The organism is Streptomyces sp. NPDC039423, from assembly GCF_055598725.1.
In genome coordinates this window covers 542028-559370 of sequence record NZ_JBVKAH010000004.1, presented here as the reverse complement: position 1 = coordinate 559370, position 17343 = coordinate 542028, and the positions used below count along the sequence as shown (strand labels likewise).

Below are 17343 nucleotides of genomic sequence, written 5' to 3'. Positions count from 1 at the left end.
CATGACGAGAAGGTGTCAACGATGGTGCGGAAACCAGCGGCAATTGAGGATGTATGTCCCTTATATGCGGGACGCGTTCATGAGGCGGCCATGACAAAGCTACCTAACAGGTAACTAGGGAGAGGGGAGGGGGTGACGAGGTGGGAACGTCAGCGGCGACGGGCGATGGCCGCGAGCTCCCCGGCCAGCCGCCGCACGGCTTCCTCGGGCGACTGGTGCTGCGCCATCGCGTCGTGCACCACGGCCTGCACGGCCAGGCTGACCTGCTCGTAGTGCGGGCTCTTGGGGCGCGGGGCCGCCGCCAGCACACTGGCCCGCAGCGCCGGCAGATACGGGAACCGCCGCACCAGCACCGGGTCCCCGTAGAGCGCCGCCCGCACCGGCGGCAGGGCGCCCTCGGCCAGCACGCGGCGCTGCACCTGTTCACTCGTGAGGTACGCGATCAGGTCACGCGCCGACTCCGGGTGCCGCGCATGACTGCTCACCGCCAGGTTCGACCCGCCCAGCACGCTCGTGCCCGGCCCCCGGGGCCCCGGCAACGGCACCGCGCCGAACTTCCCCGCCACCCGGGAGTCCCTCCCGGACGCGCCCGCCCAGGCGTACGGCCAGTTGCGCAGGAACAGCAGCCGGCCCTCCTGGAACGCCTGCCGCGACTCCTCCTCGGTGTACGACAGCGCCTCCCGGGGGATCCAGCCGTCCCGCACGCCCCGCGCCAGGAAACCGATCCCCGCGCGGGCCGCCGCGGAGTCCACCGTGACCCGCTCGCCCTCGTCGCCCAGGATCGTGCCGCCGGCCGAGTACACGGCCTCGGCGGCGTTCACCGTCAGCCCCTCGTACGGCAGGAACTGCCCCGCGTACCCGCCCAGGCCGTACCGCGGGGCGAGGGTCCTGGCCTGCCGCTCCAGCTCCGCCCAGGTGCGCGGCGGCCGCACGCCCGCCCGGTCGAGGACGTCCTTGCGGTAGAAGAGCATCCCGGCGTTCGTCACGTACGGGACCGCGTACAGCCGCCCGTCGTACGTCGCCGTGTCCACCACCGGCGGCAGGAAACTGGCCAGCGGGAAGCGCTCACGGTCCACCGGCGCGATCCACCCGGCGGCGGCGAACTCCGACGTCCACGCCACGTCGATGTTGAGCACGTCGAACCGGCCGCCGCCCGAGCGGAGATCGGTGATCATCTGGGACCTGGTCTCGTCCGCCGAGTCCGGCAGCTCGACCAGCGTGACCCTCTCGCCCGGGTGCGCGCGGTTCCACCCGTCGAGCACCCGGCCCAGGTAGCCGGTGAGGTCGCCGGCCGTGGCCAGCGTCATCGGACCCCGCCCGCCCTCGGGCGCGCGGCCCGCGGGGGCGGTGCCGGACGCCGCGTAACCGGTCAGGACGACCAGCGCGACCAGGAGCCCCCTACCCGCGGCACGTATCCACCGCATAGGTTCCTCCCAGTGCACCCGGCGCGAGACATCGGCGTCCGCGTCTCGGGCATGTATACCCGTTAGGCATGGGCGATACTAGAGCCCACATCACATCGGGAGCACACGGAGGAGGACAGCACGAGTGCGCCTTCCCCTCCTCGCCCTCCTGGCCCGCGGCCCGGCGCACGGCTACGAGCTCAAGCAGGACCTTGAGCAACTGCTGGGCTCCGCGTACCCTCCCACCAACGTCGGCCAGATCTACGTGACCCTCGGCCGGCTCGAGAAGTCCGGCCTCATCGAGGGCGAGGAGATCGCCCAGGAGAGCCGGCCCAACAAGAAGATCTACCGTCTCACCGACGCCGGGCAGGAAGCACTGCGCGCCTGGTTCGAGGAGACGGCCGACGAACCGAGGGTCCGGGACGAGTTCTTCATGAAACTCGCCCTCGCCCCGCGCACCGGACTCGCCGACCAGATCAGCCTCATCAACAAACAGCGACGCGAGTACCTCAACACCATGCGCAACCTCTCCAAGCTGGCCGCGGCCGAAGACCGGGACAACCGCATATCGCACCTGCTGATCGAGGGCGCCATGCTCCACCTCCAGGCCGACCTCGACTGGCTGGAGCGCTGCCAGGAGGAACTGGAGGACCTGCGGTGAGCGACACCTCCCCACCCCTCCTGCGGGCCGAGGGACTCGTCAAGACCCACCACGGCGAAGGCGCGCCCGCCCACGCCGTGCGCGGCGTCGACCTCGAGGTACGGCACGGCGAGTTCGTCGCCGTCACCGGCCCCTCCGGCGCCGGGAAGTCCACGCTCCTGCACCTCCTCGGCGGCCTCCAGCGCCCCGACAGCGGCTCCCTCTGGCTCGACGGGGAGCGCACCGACGACTACAGCGAGGCACGCTGGGCCGTCGAACGCCGCCGCAGCATCGGCATCGTCTTCCAGTTCTTCAACCTCGTCTCCAACCTCACCGTCGCCGACAACGTCGAACTGCCCGCCCTCCTCGCCGGCACCCCGGCCCGACAGGCCCGCGCCGAGCGCGAGGAGCTCCTCGCCGAACTGGGCCTGGAGAACAAGGCCCGCAGCATGCCCGGCGAGCTCTCCGGCGGCGAACAGCAGCGCGTCGCCCTCGCCCGCGCCCTGGTCAACCAGCCGCGCCTGCTCCTCGCCGACGAACCCGCCGGCAGCCTCGACAGCAAGGGCACCCGGGAGGTCATGCGGCTGCTGACCCGCTTCCACCGGCGCGGCCAGAGCATCGTCCTCGTCACCCACGACGCACGGCTCGCCAGCGCCGCCGACCGCGTGATCAGCTTCTTCGACGGCCGGATCGCCGACGACGCCGAACTCGGCGCGACACCACCGCGCCGCACCGGCCCGACCGGCGTCATCGACCTCGACGCACCGAAGGACTGACCGGCGGTGCGGGCCATGCTGCGCTGGGCGCACGCCGATCTGCGCACCCACCGGGGCGAGGCACTGTTCCTCGTCGCCGCCACCGCCGGGATCGTCGCCTCCCTGCTCCTCGCCACCGCCCTGTTCGGGTACGCCACCAACCCCTGGCAGCGGGTCTTCACCCAGTCCCGGGGCGCCCACGTCTGGCTCCACACCGGGCCCGCCGCCGACACCGGCCGGCTCGCCGGCCTCGACGGCGTCGCCGCGGTCGCCGGCCCGTACCGCACCGCCACCACCACCGCCGCCTCACGCGGCGCCCGCGCCGGCGTGGAACTGCGCGCCACCGGCCCCGGGCTGCCCGCGACGAGCCGCCCGCTGGTGACCTCGGGCCGCTGGCTCGACCCCGCCACCCCCGACGGCGTCGTCCTCGAAGCGGGGCTCGCCCGCGCCCTGTGGGCCGAACCCGGCGACCGGCTCACCGTCGCGGGACGCACGGTCACCGTCCTCGGCACCGCCGACACCGCCGAACGCCGCTACCGGCCCGGCGAACGGCCCGGCACCATCTGGGCGCTGCCCCGCGCCGTGCCCGGCGACCGCAGCGCCGGCCAGGTCGTCGGCCTGCGGCTGGCCGACCCCGACGACACCGACTACACCGTCCAGCGCGCCGTCACCACCATCGGCGCGGGCGCCGTCAACGACGTCGCCACCTGGCAGCAGGCCCGCGCCGAGGCACAGGGCGACACCCGGCTCCTCGGCCAGGTCCTCGGACTGTTCGGCCTCGGCGCCCTGATCGCCGCCGCGCTGGCCGTGTTCGGCGCCATCAGCACCCGGGTGCGCGGCCACCTCAGGGACATCTCGGTGCTCAAGGCCGTCGGCTTCACCCCCGGCCAGGTGGTACGGATCTTCCTCGTCCAGCACCTGGCGTTCGCCGTGCTCGGCGCGGCCCTGGCCGTCACCGTCGTCCGGACGCTGGGCGCCCGGCTGCCGGGGCGGCTCGGTGACGCCGTCCAGGTGTGGCAGGGCCTGCCCGGCCAGCTCCCGGTGCTCCTCCTCGTCCCCGTCGCGGCCGTCCTGTTCATCGGAGCGGCCACCTGCCTGGCCGCCTGGCGGGCCGGCCGCGTACCGCCCGTACCCGTGCTCCCGGCCGCCGCTGCCCCGGGCGGCGGGCTGTCCGGCGCCGCCCGCGGCGCGCTCGGGCTGCGCGTACCGCCCCCGCTGGTCCTCGGCTGGCACCGGGCGTTCGGACGCGGGCGGCGCGCCCCGGCCGCCATCGTGCGCCTCGCCCTGCCGCTGCTGCTGATCACCGTGGCGCTCGGCGCCTGGACGACCATCGAGCGCTTCGACAGCCGCCCCGAACAGCTCGGCCTCGCCGCCGCGCTCACCGCCCGCCCCGACGGCACGCTCACCGACCGCGAGGCGGCCGCGCTGCTCCGGGCCCACCGGGACGTGACCGCCGCCCACCCGGGCCTGGAGGTCGCCGCCCTGGTCCCCGGCCAGACCGGCACCATCGCCCTGCGCGGCCTCGGCACCCGCGAGCGCCCCTACCCGTACTCCATCGCCGACGGCCGCCCCGCGCACGGCCCCGACGAGGCCGTCGCCGGCCAGGGCCTGCTCGACCTGCTCGGCGCCCGCGTGGGCGACTGGGTGCGGCTGACCGTCGGGGGTCACCCGCAAGTGCTGCACATCGTCGGGCGGAGCATCGAACCGGAGAACGGCGGCCGGGTCGTCTCCACCTCGCTGGACACCCTCCGCGAGAACGACCCCGGTCTGCGCCCCAGCCTCTACCAGCTCCAGCTTCGCCCCGGCGCGGACCCCCGCACCGTGGGCACCGAGCTCACCGCCGCCTCCCGCGGCAGGCTCGACGTCCACGAGGTCACCAGCCCCGCCGACCGGCTGTCCGCACTGCGCGGCGTCGTCGCCGGGCTGATCACCGTCCTCGCCCTCATCGGCCTCACCGAACTGTCCACCGCCATCGGCGGCACCGTCCGGGACGGCGAACGGGACCTGCTCGCCCTCAAGGCGATCGGCCTGTCCCCGCGCCAGATCACCACGGTCACGGTCACCGCCATCGGCTGCACCGCCCTGGCCGCCGCCCTCCTGGGCACCGCCCTCGGCGTCCCCTTCGCCCACTGGCTGATCGACCACGAGGCCCACGCCACCGGCATCGGCGCAGGCATCGCCCACGCCCCGCCCCCGCTCCACCTCGTGGCGCTCGTCCTGGCCGCGGTCGCCGGCGCGGCCGCCCTCGCCGTGCTGCCGGCCGCCCGCGCCACCCGCCGCCGGCTCGCGGACAACCTCAGCGCGGTGGCCTGACCGGGCCCGGGGGTGCTGTACTGGAGGACACCCCTCCGGAGAGGGGGCGACATGCGCCCGAGGCGCCCCTGGCTCACCGCACTGCTGGCAGCGCTGGTCGCCGTCATCGCCTTCGGCGGCCTGGGCGGGCTGCTGGAAGCGGCGAAGGACGAGCCCGGGTCCGCCGGCGTCGAACCCCGTCCCCCCGGCGTACCGGACGGGCGCGAACCGGTCCTGCCCCGGCCCCCCGCCGAACAGCCCGCCGTGCCCCCGCCCCGGGGACCGGTCGTCCTCCGGGTGATCGACGGCGACACCGTCGAAGTGCGGGGCGACGGCCGGCTGATCCCCGCCGGCACCCGCGCCCGGGTCCGGCTGCTGGAGATCGACACCCCCGAGCACGGCGACTGCTTCAGCGCCGAGGCGGCCGCCCGCACCGCGAGCCTGCTGCCGCCCGGCAGCACCCTCAACGCGGAGACGGACCAGGACCCGAAGGACCCCTACGGCCGCTACCTGCTGTACGTGTGGAACGAGCGGGGTGTCTTCGTCAACGAGGCCCTGGTCCGGGACGGCTATGCCAGGGCCGTGCTGTACGCGCCCAACGACGCGCACTGGCCGCGGATCTCCCGGGCCGAGAGCGCGGCCCGGCGGTCCGGCGCGGGGCTCTGGGCCGCCTGCGGCACCACCCCGTGACCCCGCCGCGCCGCCGCCGGGCCGCCCGCGCCACGGCCCGGCCCGGCCGGGTCACGCTCCGGCCGGAGCCGCCTCCCGCAGCAGGCCGAGCAGCAGGTCCGTGACCTCGGCCGGCCGCTCCATGCTCGGCAGATGGCCGGCCCAGGGCAGTTCGACGTGCCGCGCGTCCTTCAGCCGGCCCGGGAGCTCCGCGGCCATCAGGCGGAAGTCCGCCACGTCATGGGCCCCGGACAGGACCACCGTCGGGGCGGTCACGGCGGACAGGTCGGCCTCGTGGCGGATCCGCCCGAACTCCTCCGTCACCGCGAGCTGGACGTCGAAGGCGTGGCGCTGCATCCGGCGGACCGCGTCCCGGGTGGTCTCGTCGGCCTCCGGGCCCACCCAGGTGTCGACGTTGAGCTCCACCGCCGCCGCCACGTCCCCGGCCTCCAGCAGCTCGTCCTCCCGGGCACCGAACGCGCGCAGCGCGGCACTCGGTTCGTGCCCGTCCACGGCCGGCGAGAGCAGCACCATGGAGCCGACCCGCTCCGGCCACCGGGCGGCGACCTCCAGGGCGACCCGCCCGCCGAACGAGGAGGCCACCAGCACGGCCCGCTCGATGCCGAGGGCGTCGAGGAGGTCCCGTACGTCCTCGGCATCGTTGTGGGGCCGGTCCGGGGCGGGGGTCGCGCCGAAACCGCGGAGATCGCAGCGGACCAGCCGGTATCCGGCCGCGCTCAGGGCGGGCCACTGGGGGTCCCACATCCGCCGGTCGCACACGCCGGCGTGCAGGAGTACCACTGCGGGGCCGTCTCCGGCCACATGATCATAAGAAAGTGTCATCGCCGGGAGGCTACCTGGTGCACCTCCCCGGTGACCAGGGATTTCAGGCGGGCAGTAGCGCCTCGATCGCCGCGACCAGCTCGCCCGACTCCGGCTCGGTGCGCGGACGGAAGCGGGTGACCTCGCCCCGGGGGGAGACCAGGAACTTCTCGAAGTTCCACTGGACGTCCCCGGCCTCGCCGTCCGCGTCCGCCGTCCGCGTCAGCTCCGCGTACAGCGGGTGCCGGCCCGGGCCGTTGACGTCCGTCTTCTCCAGCATCGGGAAGGTCACTCCGTACGTCGCGGAGCAGAAGGTGCCGATCTCCTCCGCGGTGCCGGGCTCCTGGCCGCCGAACTGGTTGCACGGCACGCCCAGCACGGTGAAGCCCCGGTCGCCGTACGTCTTCTGGAGCCGCTCCAGGCCCTCGTACTGCGGGGTCAGGCCGCACTTGGACGCCACGTTGACCACCAGGACCGCCGTGCCCTCGTACGCGGCCAGGGTCGTGGGGTCGCCGGACAGGGTGCGCAGCGGGATGTCGTACAGGGACATGAGGGGGACTCCTCTTCGAAGGACGGACCTGTCAGGGTCGCTGACAGGGTCGATGAAAGCACGCCCGCCTGGTAGACAGGCGGGCATGCACCAGGAACAGGCCCTCCCCGGCACCGAGCCCACGGCCGGGACGGAGACCGGGACCGGCCGGAGCGCCGGCGCCGACGCGCGCCCGGTGCGGTGCGGACTGTGCGGGCGGCCGCTCACCGGGGCCGCCTCCCGCCGCACCGGGCTCGGACCCGCCTGCGACGCCAAGCTGCATCCGGCGGGCCCCGCCATCAGGACCCGCCGCCACGAGGTCGAGCAGGACGCGCTGCCGGGCCTCTGACCCGGGCGTCCCGGGCCACCGGCCCGGGCGTCAGCCGTGCAGGGGGCGGAACAGGCCCTCCTGCACCACCGACACCAGCAGCCGGCCGTCCCGGTCGTAGATCCGCCCCCGCGCCAGGCCTCGGCCGCCCGTCGCGATGGGGGACTCCTGGTCGTACAGGAACCACTCGTCCGTACGGAACGGGCGGTGGAACCACATCGCGTGGTCCAGCGACGCCATGTCGAACCCCCGCGGGCCCCACAGCGGTTCGATCGGGATGCGGACCGCGTCCAGCAGGGTCATGTCCGAGGCGTACGTCAGCGCGCACGTGTGCACCAGCGGGTCGTCGCCCAGCGGGCCCACCGCGCGCATCCACACCGCGCTGCGCGGGTCGGCGCCCCTGACCTCGTCGGCCGACCAGCGCAGCCGGTCGACGTACCGGATGTCGAACGGCATCCGGCGGGCCATCCGCTCCATCGCCTCCGGCAGCGCCCCCAGGTGGTCGCGCACCTCGTCGGCCACCGACGGCAGGTCCTCCGGCGGCGGGAAGTCCAGGCGCGGGGGCAACTGGTGCTCGAAGCCCGCCTCCTCCGGCTGGTGGAACGACGCCGTCAGGTTGAAGATCGTCTTACCGCGCTGGACCGCCGTCACCCGCCGGGTGGTGAACGACCGTCCGTCCCGCACCCGTTCCACCTGGTACACGATGGGCAGGCCGGGGATGCCGGGCCGCAGGAAGTACGCGTGCAGCGAGTGGACCGGCCGGTCGCCCTCCGTGGTGCGGCCGGCCGCGACCAGCGCCTGCCCGGCGACCTGCCCGCCGAAGACCCGTTGCAGGGACTCCTGGGGGCTCGCGCCACGGAAGATGTCGACCTCGATCCGCTCCAGGTCGAGCAGATCGACGAGTCTCTCGGCGGGGTTGGTCATCCACGTTCCTCTCAGAGCTGGCCGACGTCGGTGACGCGGACGACCGCCCGGCCTTCCTCGTCGGAGGCCGCCAGGTCCACCTCCGCGCTGATGCCCCAGTCATGGTCGCCGTTCGGGTCGGCGAAGGTCTGGCGGACGCGCCACAGCCCGTGCGCCACGTTCTCGTCGGACGCGTCGATGGCCAGCAGCTTCGGGCCGCGCGCGTCCGGACCGGTGCCGAGGTCGTCGTACTCGTCCCAGTACGCGTCCATCGCCTCCGCCCACCGCTCCTCGTCCCAGCCGGACTCCGCGTCCATCTCGCCGAGCTCCCGCAGCCGGTCCAGCGCGGCCAGCTCCACCCGGCGGAACATCGCGTTGCGCACCAGCACCCGGAACGCCCGCGCGTTGGCCGTGACCGGCTTGACCTGGTCGGCCTTCTCCTGGGCCTCCTCGGCGGTCTCCACCTCGGGGTTGGCGAGCTGCTCCCACTCGTCCAGCAGCGAGGAGTCCACCTGCCGCACCAGCTCGCCCAGCCAGGCGATCAGGTCCTCCAGGTCCTCGGTCTTGAGATCGTCGGGGATGGTGTGATCCAGCGCCTTGTACGCCGACGCCAGGTACCGCAGCACGATGCCCTCGGTGCGCGCCAGCTCGTAGAAGGACGTGAACTCCGTGAAGGTCAGCGCCCGTTCGTACATGTCGCGGATGACGGACTTCGGCGAGACGGGGTGGTCGCCGACCCACGGGTGGGACTTCTTGTAGGTGTTGTACCCGTGCCACAGCAGCTCTTCGAGCGGCTTGGGGTACGAGACGTCCTGGAGCCGCTCCATCCGCTCCTCGTACTCGACCCCGTCCGCCTTCATCGCGCCGACCGCCTCGCCGCGCGCCTTGTTCTGCTGGGCGGCGAGGATCTGGCGCGGGTCGTCCAGCGTGGACTCGACGACCGACACCATGTCCAGCGCGTACGAGGGGGACTCCGGGTCCAGCAGGTCGAACGCCGCCAGCGCGAAGGTCGACAGCGGCTGGTTCAGCGCGAAGTCCTGCTGGAGGTCGACGGTGAGCCGGATCGTACGGCCCTCGGCGTCGGGCTCGGCGAGCTGCTCGACGACCCCGCCGTCCAGCAGCGAGCGGTAGATCGCGATGGCGCGGCGGATGTGCCGCAGCTGGTTCTTGCGCGGCTCGTGGTTGTCCTCCAGGAGCCGGCGCATCGCCCGGAAGGCGTCGCCGGGCCGGGCGATCACCGACAGCAGCATGGTGTGCGTGACGCGGAAGCGGGAGGTCAGCGGCTCCGGCTCGGAGGCGATCAGCTTCTCGAAGGTGTTCTCCGTCCAGCCGACGAAGCCCTCCGGGGCCTTCTTGCGCACCACCTTGCGCCGCTTCTTGGGGTCGTCGCCCGCCTTCGCCAGGGCCTTCTCGTTCTCGATGACGTGCTCGGGCGCCTGCGCGACCACGAGCCCGGCCGTGTCGAAACCGGCCCGGCCCGCCCGGCCCGCGATCTGGTGGAACTCCCGGGCCCGCAGCGTGCGCACCCGGCTGCCGTCGTACTTGGTGAGCGCCGTGAACAGCACCGTACGGATGGGGACGTTGACCCCGACGCCGAGCGTGTCCGTCCCGCAGATCACCTTCAGCAGACCCGCCTGCGCCAGCTTCTCCACCAGCCGCCGGTACTTGGGCAGCATGCCGGCGTGGTGCACACCGATGCCGTGCCGCACGTACCGCGACAGGTTCCTGCCGAACGTGGTGGTGAACCGGAAGTTGCCGATCAGCTCGGCGATCCGGTCCTTCTCCTCGCGCGAGCACATGTTGATGCTCATCAGCGACTGGGCCCGCTCCACCGCCTGCGCCTGGGTGAAGTGCACGATGTAGACCGGCGCCTGCTTGGTCTCCAGCAGCTCGGTCAGGGTCTCGGTGATGGGGGTCAGCCGGTATTCGTACGACAGCGGCACCGGCCGGGTCGCCGAGCGCACCACCGAGGTGGGGCGGCCGGTGCGGCGGGTGAGGTCCTTCTCGAACATCGAGACGTCGCCGAGCGTCGCCGACATCAGCACGAACTGCGCCTGCGGCAGTTCCAGCAGCGGGATCTGCCAGGCCCAGCCGCGGTCCGGCTCCGCGTAGAAGTGGAACTCGTCCATCACGACCTGGCCGATGTCCGCGTCCTTGCCGTCACGCAGCGCGATCGACGCCAGCACCTCGGCCGTGCAGCAGATGACGGGCGCGTCGGCGTTCACCGACGCGTCGCCCGTCAGCATGCCGACGTTCTCGGTCCCGAAGAGCTTGCACAGGTCGAAGAACTTCTCCGACACCAGCGCCTTGATCGGCGCGGTGTAGAAGGTCACCTGGTCGTTCGCCAGCGCCGTGAAGTGCGCACCGGCCGCGACCAGCGACTTCCCCGAGCCGGTGGGCGTGGAGAGGATCACGTTCGCCCCGGAGACCACCTCGATCAGCGCCTCCTCCTGGGCCGGGTACAGGGTGATGCCCCGCTCCTCGGCCCATGACGAGAAGGCCTCGAAGAGGGCATCGGGGTCGGCGTCCGGCGGCAGCTGATCGATAAGGGTCACGCCCCCATCTTGCCTGCCGCGCGGCCGGAAGCGGCAACCGGCCGTCCGGATGAAGATCACCAACGGTAGGCTGTCCCGTCGACCGGGGTGCAGGACAAGAGCAAACGGGGCGGGGAACGCACATGATGGGACCGGCGCACTCACTCTCCGGGGCGGCCGCGTGGCTGGGGGTGGGGGCCGCGACCGCCGCGGCGGGGCATCCGATGCCGTGGCCGGTGCTCGTCGTCGGCGCCCTGATCTGCGCCGGAGCGGCACTCGCCCCTGACCTCGACCACAAGTCGGCGACCATCTCGCGGGCCTTCGGCCCCGTCTCCAAGCTGCTGTGCGAGATCGTCGACAAGCTGTCGTACGCCGTCTACAAGGCGACCAGGACGAGGGCGGACCCCCGCCGCAGCGGCGGCCACCGGACGCTGACGCACACCTGGGTGTGGGCCGTGCTGTGCGGCGCCGGGGCGTCGGCGCTCGCGATCACCGGGGGCCGGTGGGCGGTCCTGGCGATCCTCTTCGTGCACCTGGTGCTCGCCGTGGAGGGCCTGCTGTGGCGGGCGGCCCGGATGTCCAGCGACGTCCTGGTGTGGCTGCTGGGCGCTACCAGCGCGTGGATACTGGCGGGCGTCCTCGACAAGCCCGGCAACGGCGCGGACTGGCTGTTCACCGGGGACGGGCAGGAGTACCTGTGGCTGGGCCTGCCGATCGTGCTCGGCGCCCTCGTCCACGACATCGGCGACGCCCTGACCGTCTCGGGCTGCCCGATCCTGTGGCCCATCCCGGTCGGCGGCAAGCGGTGGTACCCGGTCGGGCCGCCGAAGGGCATGCGCTTCCGCGCCGGTAGCTGGGTGGAGCTCAAGGTGCTGATGCCCGCGTTCATGCTGCTGGGCGGGGTGGGCGGCGCGGCCGCCCTCAACGTCATCTGACCGGCCGGCGCACCGGCGCCGGCACCGGCCCGTCGCATCCGCGCACCGGTACCGGCCCGCGTGCCCGGGCACCGGCACTGGCACCGGCCGGCGCACCGGCACCCGCGCCGGCCCGTGCCCGCACACACCCCGGCCCGGCCCGCTCCCGCGGGCCGGGCCGGGGTGTGTGCCGCCCGGTCCGCTACCCGTGCCAGGACCGCCACAGCGCCGCGTACGCTCCGTCCGCCGCGACCAGCTCGTCGTGGCTGCCCAGCTCGCTGATGCGGCCGCCCTCCACGACCGCGATCACGTCCGCGTCGTGCGCCGTGTGCAGCCGGTGCGCGATCGCCACCACCGTGCGGCCCTCCAGGACGCGGGCCAGGGACCGCTCCAGGTGCCGGGCGGCGCGCGGGTCCAGCAGGGACGTCGCCTCGTCCAGCACCAGGGTGTGCGGGTCGGCCAGCACCAGCCGGGCCAGCGCGATCTGCTGGGCCTGCGCCGGGGTCAGCGCCACCCCGCCCGAACCGACCTCGGTGTCCAGCCCCTCCTCCAGCGCCCGCGCCCACCCGTCGGCGTCGACCGCGCCGAGGGCCGCCCACAGCTCCGCGTCCCGCGCCCCGGTCCGCGCCAGCCGCAGGTTGTCCCGGAGCGTGCCGACGAACACATGGTGCTCCTGGTTGACCAGCGCCACGTGCTCCCGCACCCGCTCGGCGGGCATCCGCGACAGCTCGGCCGCGCCGAGGGTGACCCGCCCCTCCCGCGGCGCGTAGATCCCGGCGAGCAGCCGGCCCAGGGTCGACTTGCCCGCCCCGGACGGGCCGACCAGCGCCAGCCGGGTGCCCGGAGCCACGTCCATCGACACCCGGTGCAGCACGTCCACGCCCTCCCGGTAGCCGAACCGCACCTCCTCGGCCCGCACCTCGCGCCCGTCCGGCCGCACCGACCCGTCACCGCTCTCCGGCTCGATGTCCCGCACCCCGACCAGCCGCGCCAGCGACACCTGCGCCACCTGGAGCTCGTCGTACCAGCGCAGGATGATCCCGACCGGGTCCACCAGCATCTGGGCCAGCAGCGCGCCCGTCGTCAGCTGCCCCACGTCCATCCAGCCGTTGAGGACGAACACCCCGCCGATCATCAGCACGGCGGCCAGCACCGTGGTGTGGGTGAGGTTGATGACCGGGAAGAGGACCGAGCGCAGGAAGAGCGTGTAACGCTCCCACGCCGTCCACTCCTTGATCCGCCGGTCGGACAGCGCGACCCGCCGCGCCCCCAGCCGGTGGGCCTCGACCGTACGCCCCGCGTCGACCGTCTCGGCCAGGGCGGCGGCGACCGCCGCGTACCCGGCGGCCTCCGATCGGTACGCCGAGGGCGCCCGCCGGAAGTACCAGCGGCAGCCCACGATCAGCAGCGGAGCGGCCACCAGCACGGCGAGCGCCAGCGGCGGGGCGGTCACCGTGAGCCCGCCGACCAGCAGCCCGGCCCACACCACACCGACGGCGAGCTGCGGTACCGCCTCCCGCATGGCGTTGGCCAGCCGGTCGATGTCGGTGGTGATCCGGGACAGCAGGTCACCCGTGCCGGCCCGCTCCAGCACGCCCGGCGGCAGCGCCACCGACCGGACGAGGAAGTCCTCGCGCAGATCGGCCAGCATCTCCTCGCCGAGCATCGCGCCCCGCAGCCGCACCATCCGGACGAACAGCGTCTGCACCACCAGCGCGACCGTGAACGCCCCCACCGTGAACGGCAGGTGGAGCTCCCGCGCGCCCTCGGCGAGCCGGTCGACCAGCGAGCCGAGCAGGTACGGGCCGACCATCGAGGCGACGACCGCCACCGCGTTGACGGCGACCAGCACGGCGAACGCCGTCCGGTGCCGGCGCAGCAGCTCGGTGACGTACGCCCGGACCGTCGCCGGCGTGCCCACCGGCAGCGTGGTCGCGGACTGCGGGGCCGCCGGGTCGTACCCGGGCGGCGCCATGCCGGTCACGGCGGTCATGCCGACTCCTCGATGTCCACAAGGACTTCCTCTTCGGTCTCACGGGTGACCACCGCGCGGTACCGCTCCTCGGTGGCCAGCAGTCCGCGGTGGGTGCCCACCGCCACGGCCTCGCCCTCGTGGACCAGCACCACCCGGTCGGCGAGGTCCAGGAGCAGCGGCGACGACGCCAGCACCACGGTCGTCCGCCCGGCGCGCAGCCGCTGGACGCCCGCCGCGACCCGCGCCTCGGTGTGCGAGTCCACCGCCGACGTCGGCTCGTCCAGCACCAGCACCCCGGGGTCGGTGACCAGCGACCGGGCGAGCGCCAGGCGCTGGCGCTGCCCGCCGGACAGCGACCGGCCGCGCTCGGTGATCCGGGTGCGCATCGGGTCGCCGTCCGGCTCCACCGACGCCTGGGCGAGCGCGTCCAGCACGTCGCCGCAGCGGGCCGCCTCCAAGGCGTCCCGGGCGCTCACCTTCCCGGACGACGGCACGTCCAGCAGGTCGTGCAGGGTGCCGGACAACAGGACCGGGTCCTTGTCCTGGACCAGGACGGCGGTGCGCGCGGTGTCGAGCGGCAGCTCGTCCAGGGGCACGCCGCCGAGCAGGACGGAGACATGGCCGTCGTGCTCCTCCGAGGGGTGCCCGCCGAGCCGGTCGGCCAGCTTCCCGGCGGCGTCCGGGTCGCCGCACACCACGGCGGTGAACAGACCGGCCGGGGCCAGCAGCCCGGTCACCGGGTCGTACAGGTCCCCCGCCGGAGGCGCGCCGGCGTCCGTCACCGTGGTGGTGCTCGTACGCGTCAGCGCCAGCACCCGTGCGGCGCGCTTCGCGGAGGGCCGGGAGAAGGAGTACGCCATGGCGATCTCCTCGAAGTTGCGCAACGGGTGGTGCGTCAGCGTCACCGCGCCGTACACGGTGACCAGTTCGCCTACCGTGACGCGCCCCTCCAGGGCGAGCTTCGCCCCGTACAGCACCACCACGACCAGCAGCAGCCCCGGCAGCAGGACCTGGACCGCCGCGATCAGCGCCCACATCCGGGCGCTGCGCACGGCGGCCCGGCGCACCTCCTGGGACGCCTCCCGGTAGCGGCGGAGGAACAGCTCCTCGCCGCCGATGCCGCGCAGCACCCGCAGACCGGCGACCGTGTCCGACGCCAGTTCGGTGGCGCGGCCCGCCTTCTCCCGCTGGACGTCCGCGCGCCGGGTGGCGCGGGGGAGCAGCGGCAGCGCGGCGAGCGCCAGGACGGGCACGCCGACCGCGACGACGGCACCGAGGGCCGGCTGGTAGACCACCAGGCCGACACAGACCACGACCAGCGTGGTGGCCGCCGCCGCGAACCGCGACAGGGTCTCCACGAACCAGCCGATCTTCTCGACGTCCCCGGTCGACACGGCGACGACCTCGCCCGCGGCGACCCGGCGGGTCAGCAGGGAGCCCAGCTCCGCGGTCTTGCGCGCCAGCAGTTGCTGGACCCGGGCGGCGGCGGTGATCCAGTTGGTGACGGCCGTCCGGTGCTGCATCGTGTCGCCCACCGCGATGGCCGCGCCCAGGACGGCGATCAGGGCTCCGGCCCGGGCCAGCCCGCCGCCCGAGCGCTCGATCACCGCCTGCACCGCCAGGCCCACGGCCAGCGGGAGACCGGCGATGCCGAGGTGCAGCAACAGGCCCCACAGCAGGGTCCTGACCTGCCCGCCGAGCTGGTTGCGCCCCAGCCAGAGCAGGAAGCGCGTGCCCGACCTGACGTCGGGATCACCCGGATCGGCGTACGGAAGACGATGAATCTGCATGACGTCCCAGGGGTTCCGTCGACGGGCGGGCAGCGCGGAGCGGCAGCCGGAAACCGTGCAAGATTCGCCTTCCGGACCCGGCGACGGCAATCGATTTTCCGGCAGGACCGCACAGAACGCGCCAAGGGGCGTCACCGGCCCCTGGCGCCGGGCGCCCGCCCCGCGCTTCACTCCCGGCCCATGGGACAACGACGAGTCATCGGCATGCTCATGGGCGCCGTGCTGGCGGTCACCGCGCTGTCCGGCGCGGCACCGGCGCCCGCCGCGCCCCAGGACCCTCCCGCCGAGTTCGGCACCGATTGGCGCGATCCGCTCACCGCCGCACCGCCCGTTCCCCGGCCGGAGGGCGTACCCACCTGCGACATGACCCTCGCCCGGGCGCGGTTCCGCGACTTCACGCCCTACCGGGGCACCTACACGCCCCCCAAAGGCTGCGGCGACCGGTGGAGCACGGTCGTCCTCCGGCTCGACGGCACGGTGAAGGGACGCCAGTACGACCGGCTCGGCCACCTCACCATCGGCGGGGTGGAGGTCTTCCGCACCTCCACCCCGCAACCGTCCCCCGACGGCATCACCTGGTCGGTCGAGACCGACATCACCCGCTACAGCGACACCCTGCGCCGCCCGCAGCCGGTGGAGATGCTCATCGGGAACGTCGTCGACGACACGTACACCGGCGTCCTCGACGTCACGGTGACGCTGACCTTCCACGCGGGCGGACCGGCGCCGTCCGCCGACGTGCCCGACCGGGTGATACCCCTCGCCACCCCGGCCCTGACCACCCCGCGCAACTCCGAACGGATCCTCGCCGAGGTGTACGCCACCGGCTCCGGCGGCGGCTGCGAGGAGTACTGGTACATGACCGTCCCGGACGCCGCGCCCTACTCGTGCAAGGCGGCCGGCGGACCGCACCGGGAGGTGCGGATCTCCGTCGACGGACGGCTCGCCGGGATCGCCGCCCCCTTCCCGACGGTGTGGACGGGCGGCTGGTCCAACCCCTTCCTCTGGTACGTGGTCCCCGGCCCGCGCGCCTTCGACGCCCAGCCCGTCCGCTACGACCTGACACCGTTCGCCGCCCTGCTCAACGACGGCCGCCCGCACCGCGTGGAGGTCTCCGTCGCCGGCCTACCGGCGGGGCAGGCCGGCTGGTCGACCCCCGCCAACGTGCTCGTCTGGCAGGACGAGGGCCGCGCGGTCGTCACCGGGGCGCTGACCCGGCACCAGGAGAGCGCGCCCGTCAACTCGCCGGTGTACCGCCCCGGTACGGAGCACCGCCTCGACACCGCGGCCGCCCACCGGCTCACCGTGGCCGGGTACCTGGACACCTCGCACGGCCGGGTCGCCACGACCGTGACCCGGTCCGTGACCCACACCTCCGTCCACCGCTGGACCGACGGCGAAGCCCGTGACGCGCTGAAGGCGACCTGGCGGGACGACGAGACGGTGCGCCGCGGCGGCACCCGCACCCGCACGGACCGCACGTACACCATGGACGGCGTGACCACGCTCGGCGCCGGCGACCGGCTGCGCACCGTCCTCGCCCTGGGCGACCGCGCGGACACCCTGGTCCTCGCCCCCGGGGAACGGCCGCGCCGCTCACGGCTCGACGACTCCTACACGGGCGACGCCACCTACACGACCGGGGTGCCCCGCGACCAGCGGCACGCCGTCGGCACCAGTGCGGAGCGCTACCGGCTGTACGGGCCCGGCGGCTGCTACGACCGCGCCCTGCGGACCGTCCAGGGCACCCTGACGGAGGACCGCCGCCGCTGCTGACCGGTGGGTGCGG

Annotated in this window: 14 protein-coding genes; 7 read left to right on the top strand and 7 right to left on the bottom strand. The window is 74.0% G+C overall.

The window, feature by feature from the left end; translation table 11 throughout:
• Positions 1–149 precede the first annotated feature (149 nt).
• Complete coding sequence (locus tag ACZ7LK_RS16630) at positions 150–1424, bottom strand: ABC transporter substrate-binding protein (protein WP_392273401.1); 1275 nt, start codon at positions 1422–1424, stop codon at positions 150–152.
• A gap of 124 nt (positions 1425–1548) precedes the next feature.
• Here ACZ7LK_RS16630 and ACZ7LK_RS16625 point away from each other — a divergent pair, with 124 nt between their 5' ends.
• Genes ACZ7LK_RS16625 through ACZ7LK_RS16610 form a run of 4 tightly spaced genes read left to right on the top strand, consistent with a single transcriptional unit; the run spans position 1549 to position 5780 of the window.
• Positions 1549–2064 carry a PadR family transcriptional regulator gene (locus ACZ7LK_RS16625; RefSeq protein ID WP_392273402.1) on the top strand — a complete coding sequence of 172 codons (516 nt, stop codon included), beginning with the start codon at positions 1549–1551 and terminating at the stop codon, positions 2062–2064.
• Entirely contained in the window at positions 2061–2819 is a 759-nt protein-coding gene (locus ACZ7LK_RS16620) for an ABC transporter ATP-binding protein (protein WP_469462625.1), read from the top strand. The genes ACZ7LK_RS16625 and ACZ7LK_RS16620 overlap by 4 nt, the downstream gene beginning before the upstream one ends.
• A gap of 6 nt (positions 2820–2825) precedes the next feature.
• Positions 2826–5111 carry an ABC transporter permease gene (locus ACZ7LK_RS16615; protein ID WP_392273404.1) on the top strand — a complete coding sequence of 762 codons (2286 nt, stop codon included), beginning with the start codon at positions 2826–2828 and terminating at the stop codon, positions 5109–5111.
• Between the two features lie 51 nt (positions 5112–5162).
• Positions 5163–5780 (top strand): thermonuclease family protein, encoded by a 618-nt coding sequence (locus ACZ7LK_RS16610; RefSeq protein WP_392273405.1) that lies wholly within the window; start codon positions 5163–5165, stop codon positions 5778–5780.
• A gap of 51 nt (positions 5781–5831) precedes the next feature.
• Here the strand turns inward: ACZ7LK_RS16610 and ACZ7LK_RS16605 are convergent, their stop codons facing one another.
• Both ACZ7LK_RS16605 and ACZ7LK_RS16600 read right to left on the bottom strand, forming a co-directional pair.
• Positions 5832–6602 (bottom strand): alpha/beta fold hydrolase, encoded by a 771-nt coding sequence (locus ACZ7LK_RS16605; RefSeq protein WP_471141399.1) that lies wholly within the window; start codon positions 6600–6602, stop codon positions 5832–5834.
• A gap of 43 nt (positions 6603–6645) precedes the next feature.
• Complete coding sequence (locus ACZ7LK_RS16600) at positions 6646–7131, bottom strand: glutathione peroxidase (RefSeq protein WP_392273407.1); 486 nt, start codon at positions 7129–7131, stop codon at positions 6646–6648.
• Positions 7132–7216: 85 nt separating this feature from the next.
• Between ACZ7LK_RS16600 and ACZ7LK_RS16595 the strand changes: the two genes are divergently transcribed.
• Complete coding sequence (locus tag ACZ7LK_RS16595; RefSeq protein ID WP_392273408.1) at positions 7217–7459, top strand: DUF6011 domain-containing protein; 243 nt, start codon at positions 7217–7219, stop codon at positions 7457–7459.
• A 30-nt stretch (positions 7460–7489) separates the two neighbouring features.
• On the opposite strand, the gene ACZ7LK_RS16590 is transcribed toward ACZ7LK_RS16595, so the two are convergent.
• Both ACZ7LK_RS16590 and ACZ7LK_RS16585 read right to left on the bottom strand, forming a co-directional pair.
• A complete protein-coding gene (locus ACZ7LK_RS16590) occupies positions 7490–8362 on the bottom strand; it encodes an acyl-CoA thioesterase (protein ID WP_392273409.1) in 873 nt (290 codons plus the stop codon).
• Positions 8363–8373: 11 nt separating this feature from the next.
• Positions 8374–10896, bottom strand: a complete 2523-nt coding sequence (locus ACZ7LK_RS16585) for a DEAD/DEAH box helicase (protein ID WP_392273410.1) — start codon at positions 10894–10896, stop codon at positions 8374–8376.
• Positions 10897–11018: 122 nt separating this feature from the next.
• Between ACZ7LK_RS16585 and ACZ7LK_RS16580 the strand changes: the two genes are divergently transcribed.
• Entirely contained in the window at positions 11019–11810 is a 792-nt protein-coding gene (locus tag ACZ7LK_RS16580) for a metal-dependent hydrolase (RefSeq protein WP_392273411.1), read from the top strand.
• Positions 11811–11991: 181 nt separating this feature from the next.
• Here the strand turns inward: ACZ7LK_RS16580 and ACZ7LK_RS16575 are convergent, their stop codons facing one another.
• Positions 11992–13773, bottom strand: a complete 1782-nt coding sequence (locus ACZ7LK_RS16575) for an ABC transporter ATP-binding protein (RefSeq protein WP_471141572.1) — start codon at positions 13771–13773, stop codon at positions 11992–11994.
• 5 nt (positions 13774–13778) lie between these two features.
• Positions 13779–15554, bottom strand: a complete 1776-nt coding sequence (locus ACZ7LK_RS16570) for an ABC transporter transmembrane domain-containing protein (protein ID WP_392273412.1) — start codon at positions 15552–15554, stop codon at positions 13779–13781.
• Positions 15555–15734: 180 nt separating this feature from the next.
• Between ACZ7LK_RS16570 and ACZ7LK_RS16565 the strand changes: the two genes are divergently transcribed.
• Complete coding sequence (locus tag ACZ7LK_RS16565; protein ID WP_471141393.1) at positions 15735–17330, top strand: peptide-N4-asparagine amidase; 1596 nt, start codon at positions 15735–15737, stop codon at positions 17328–17330.
• Positions 17331–17343: the final 13 nt, after the last annotated feature.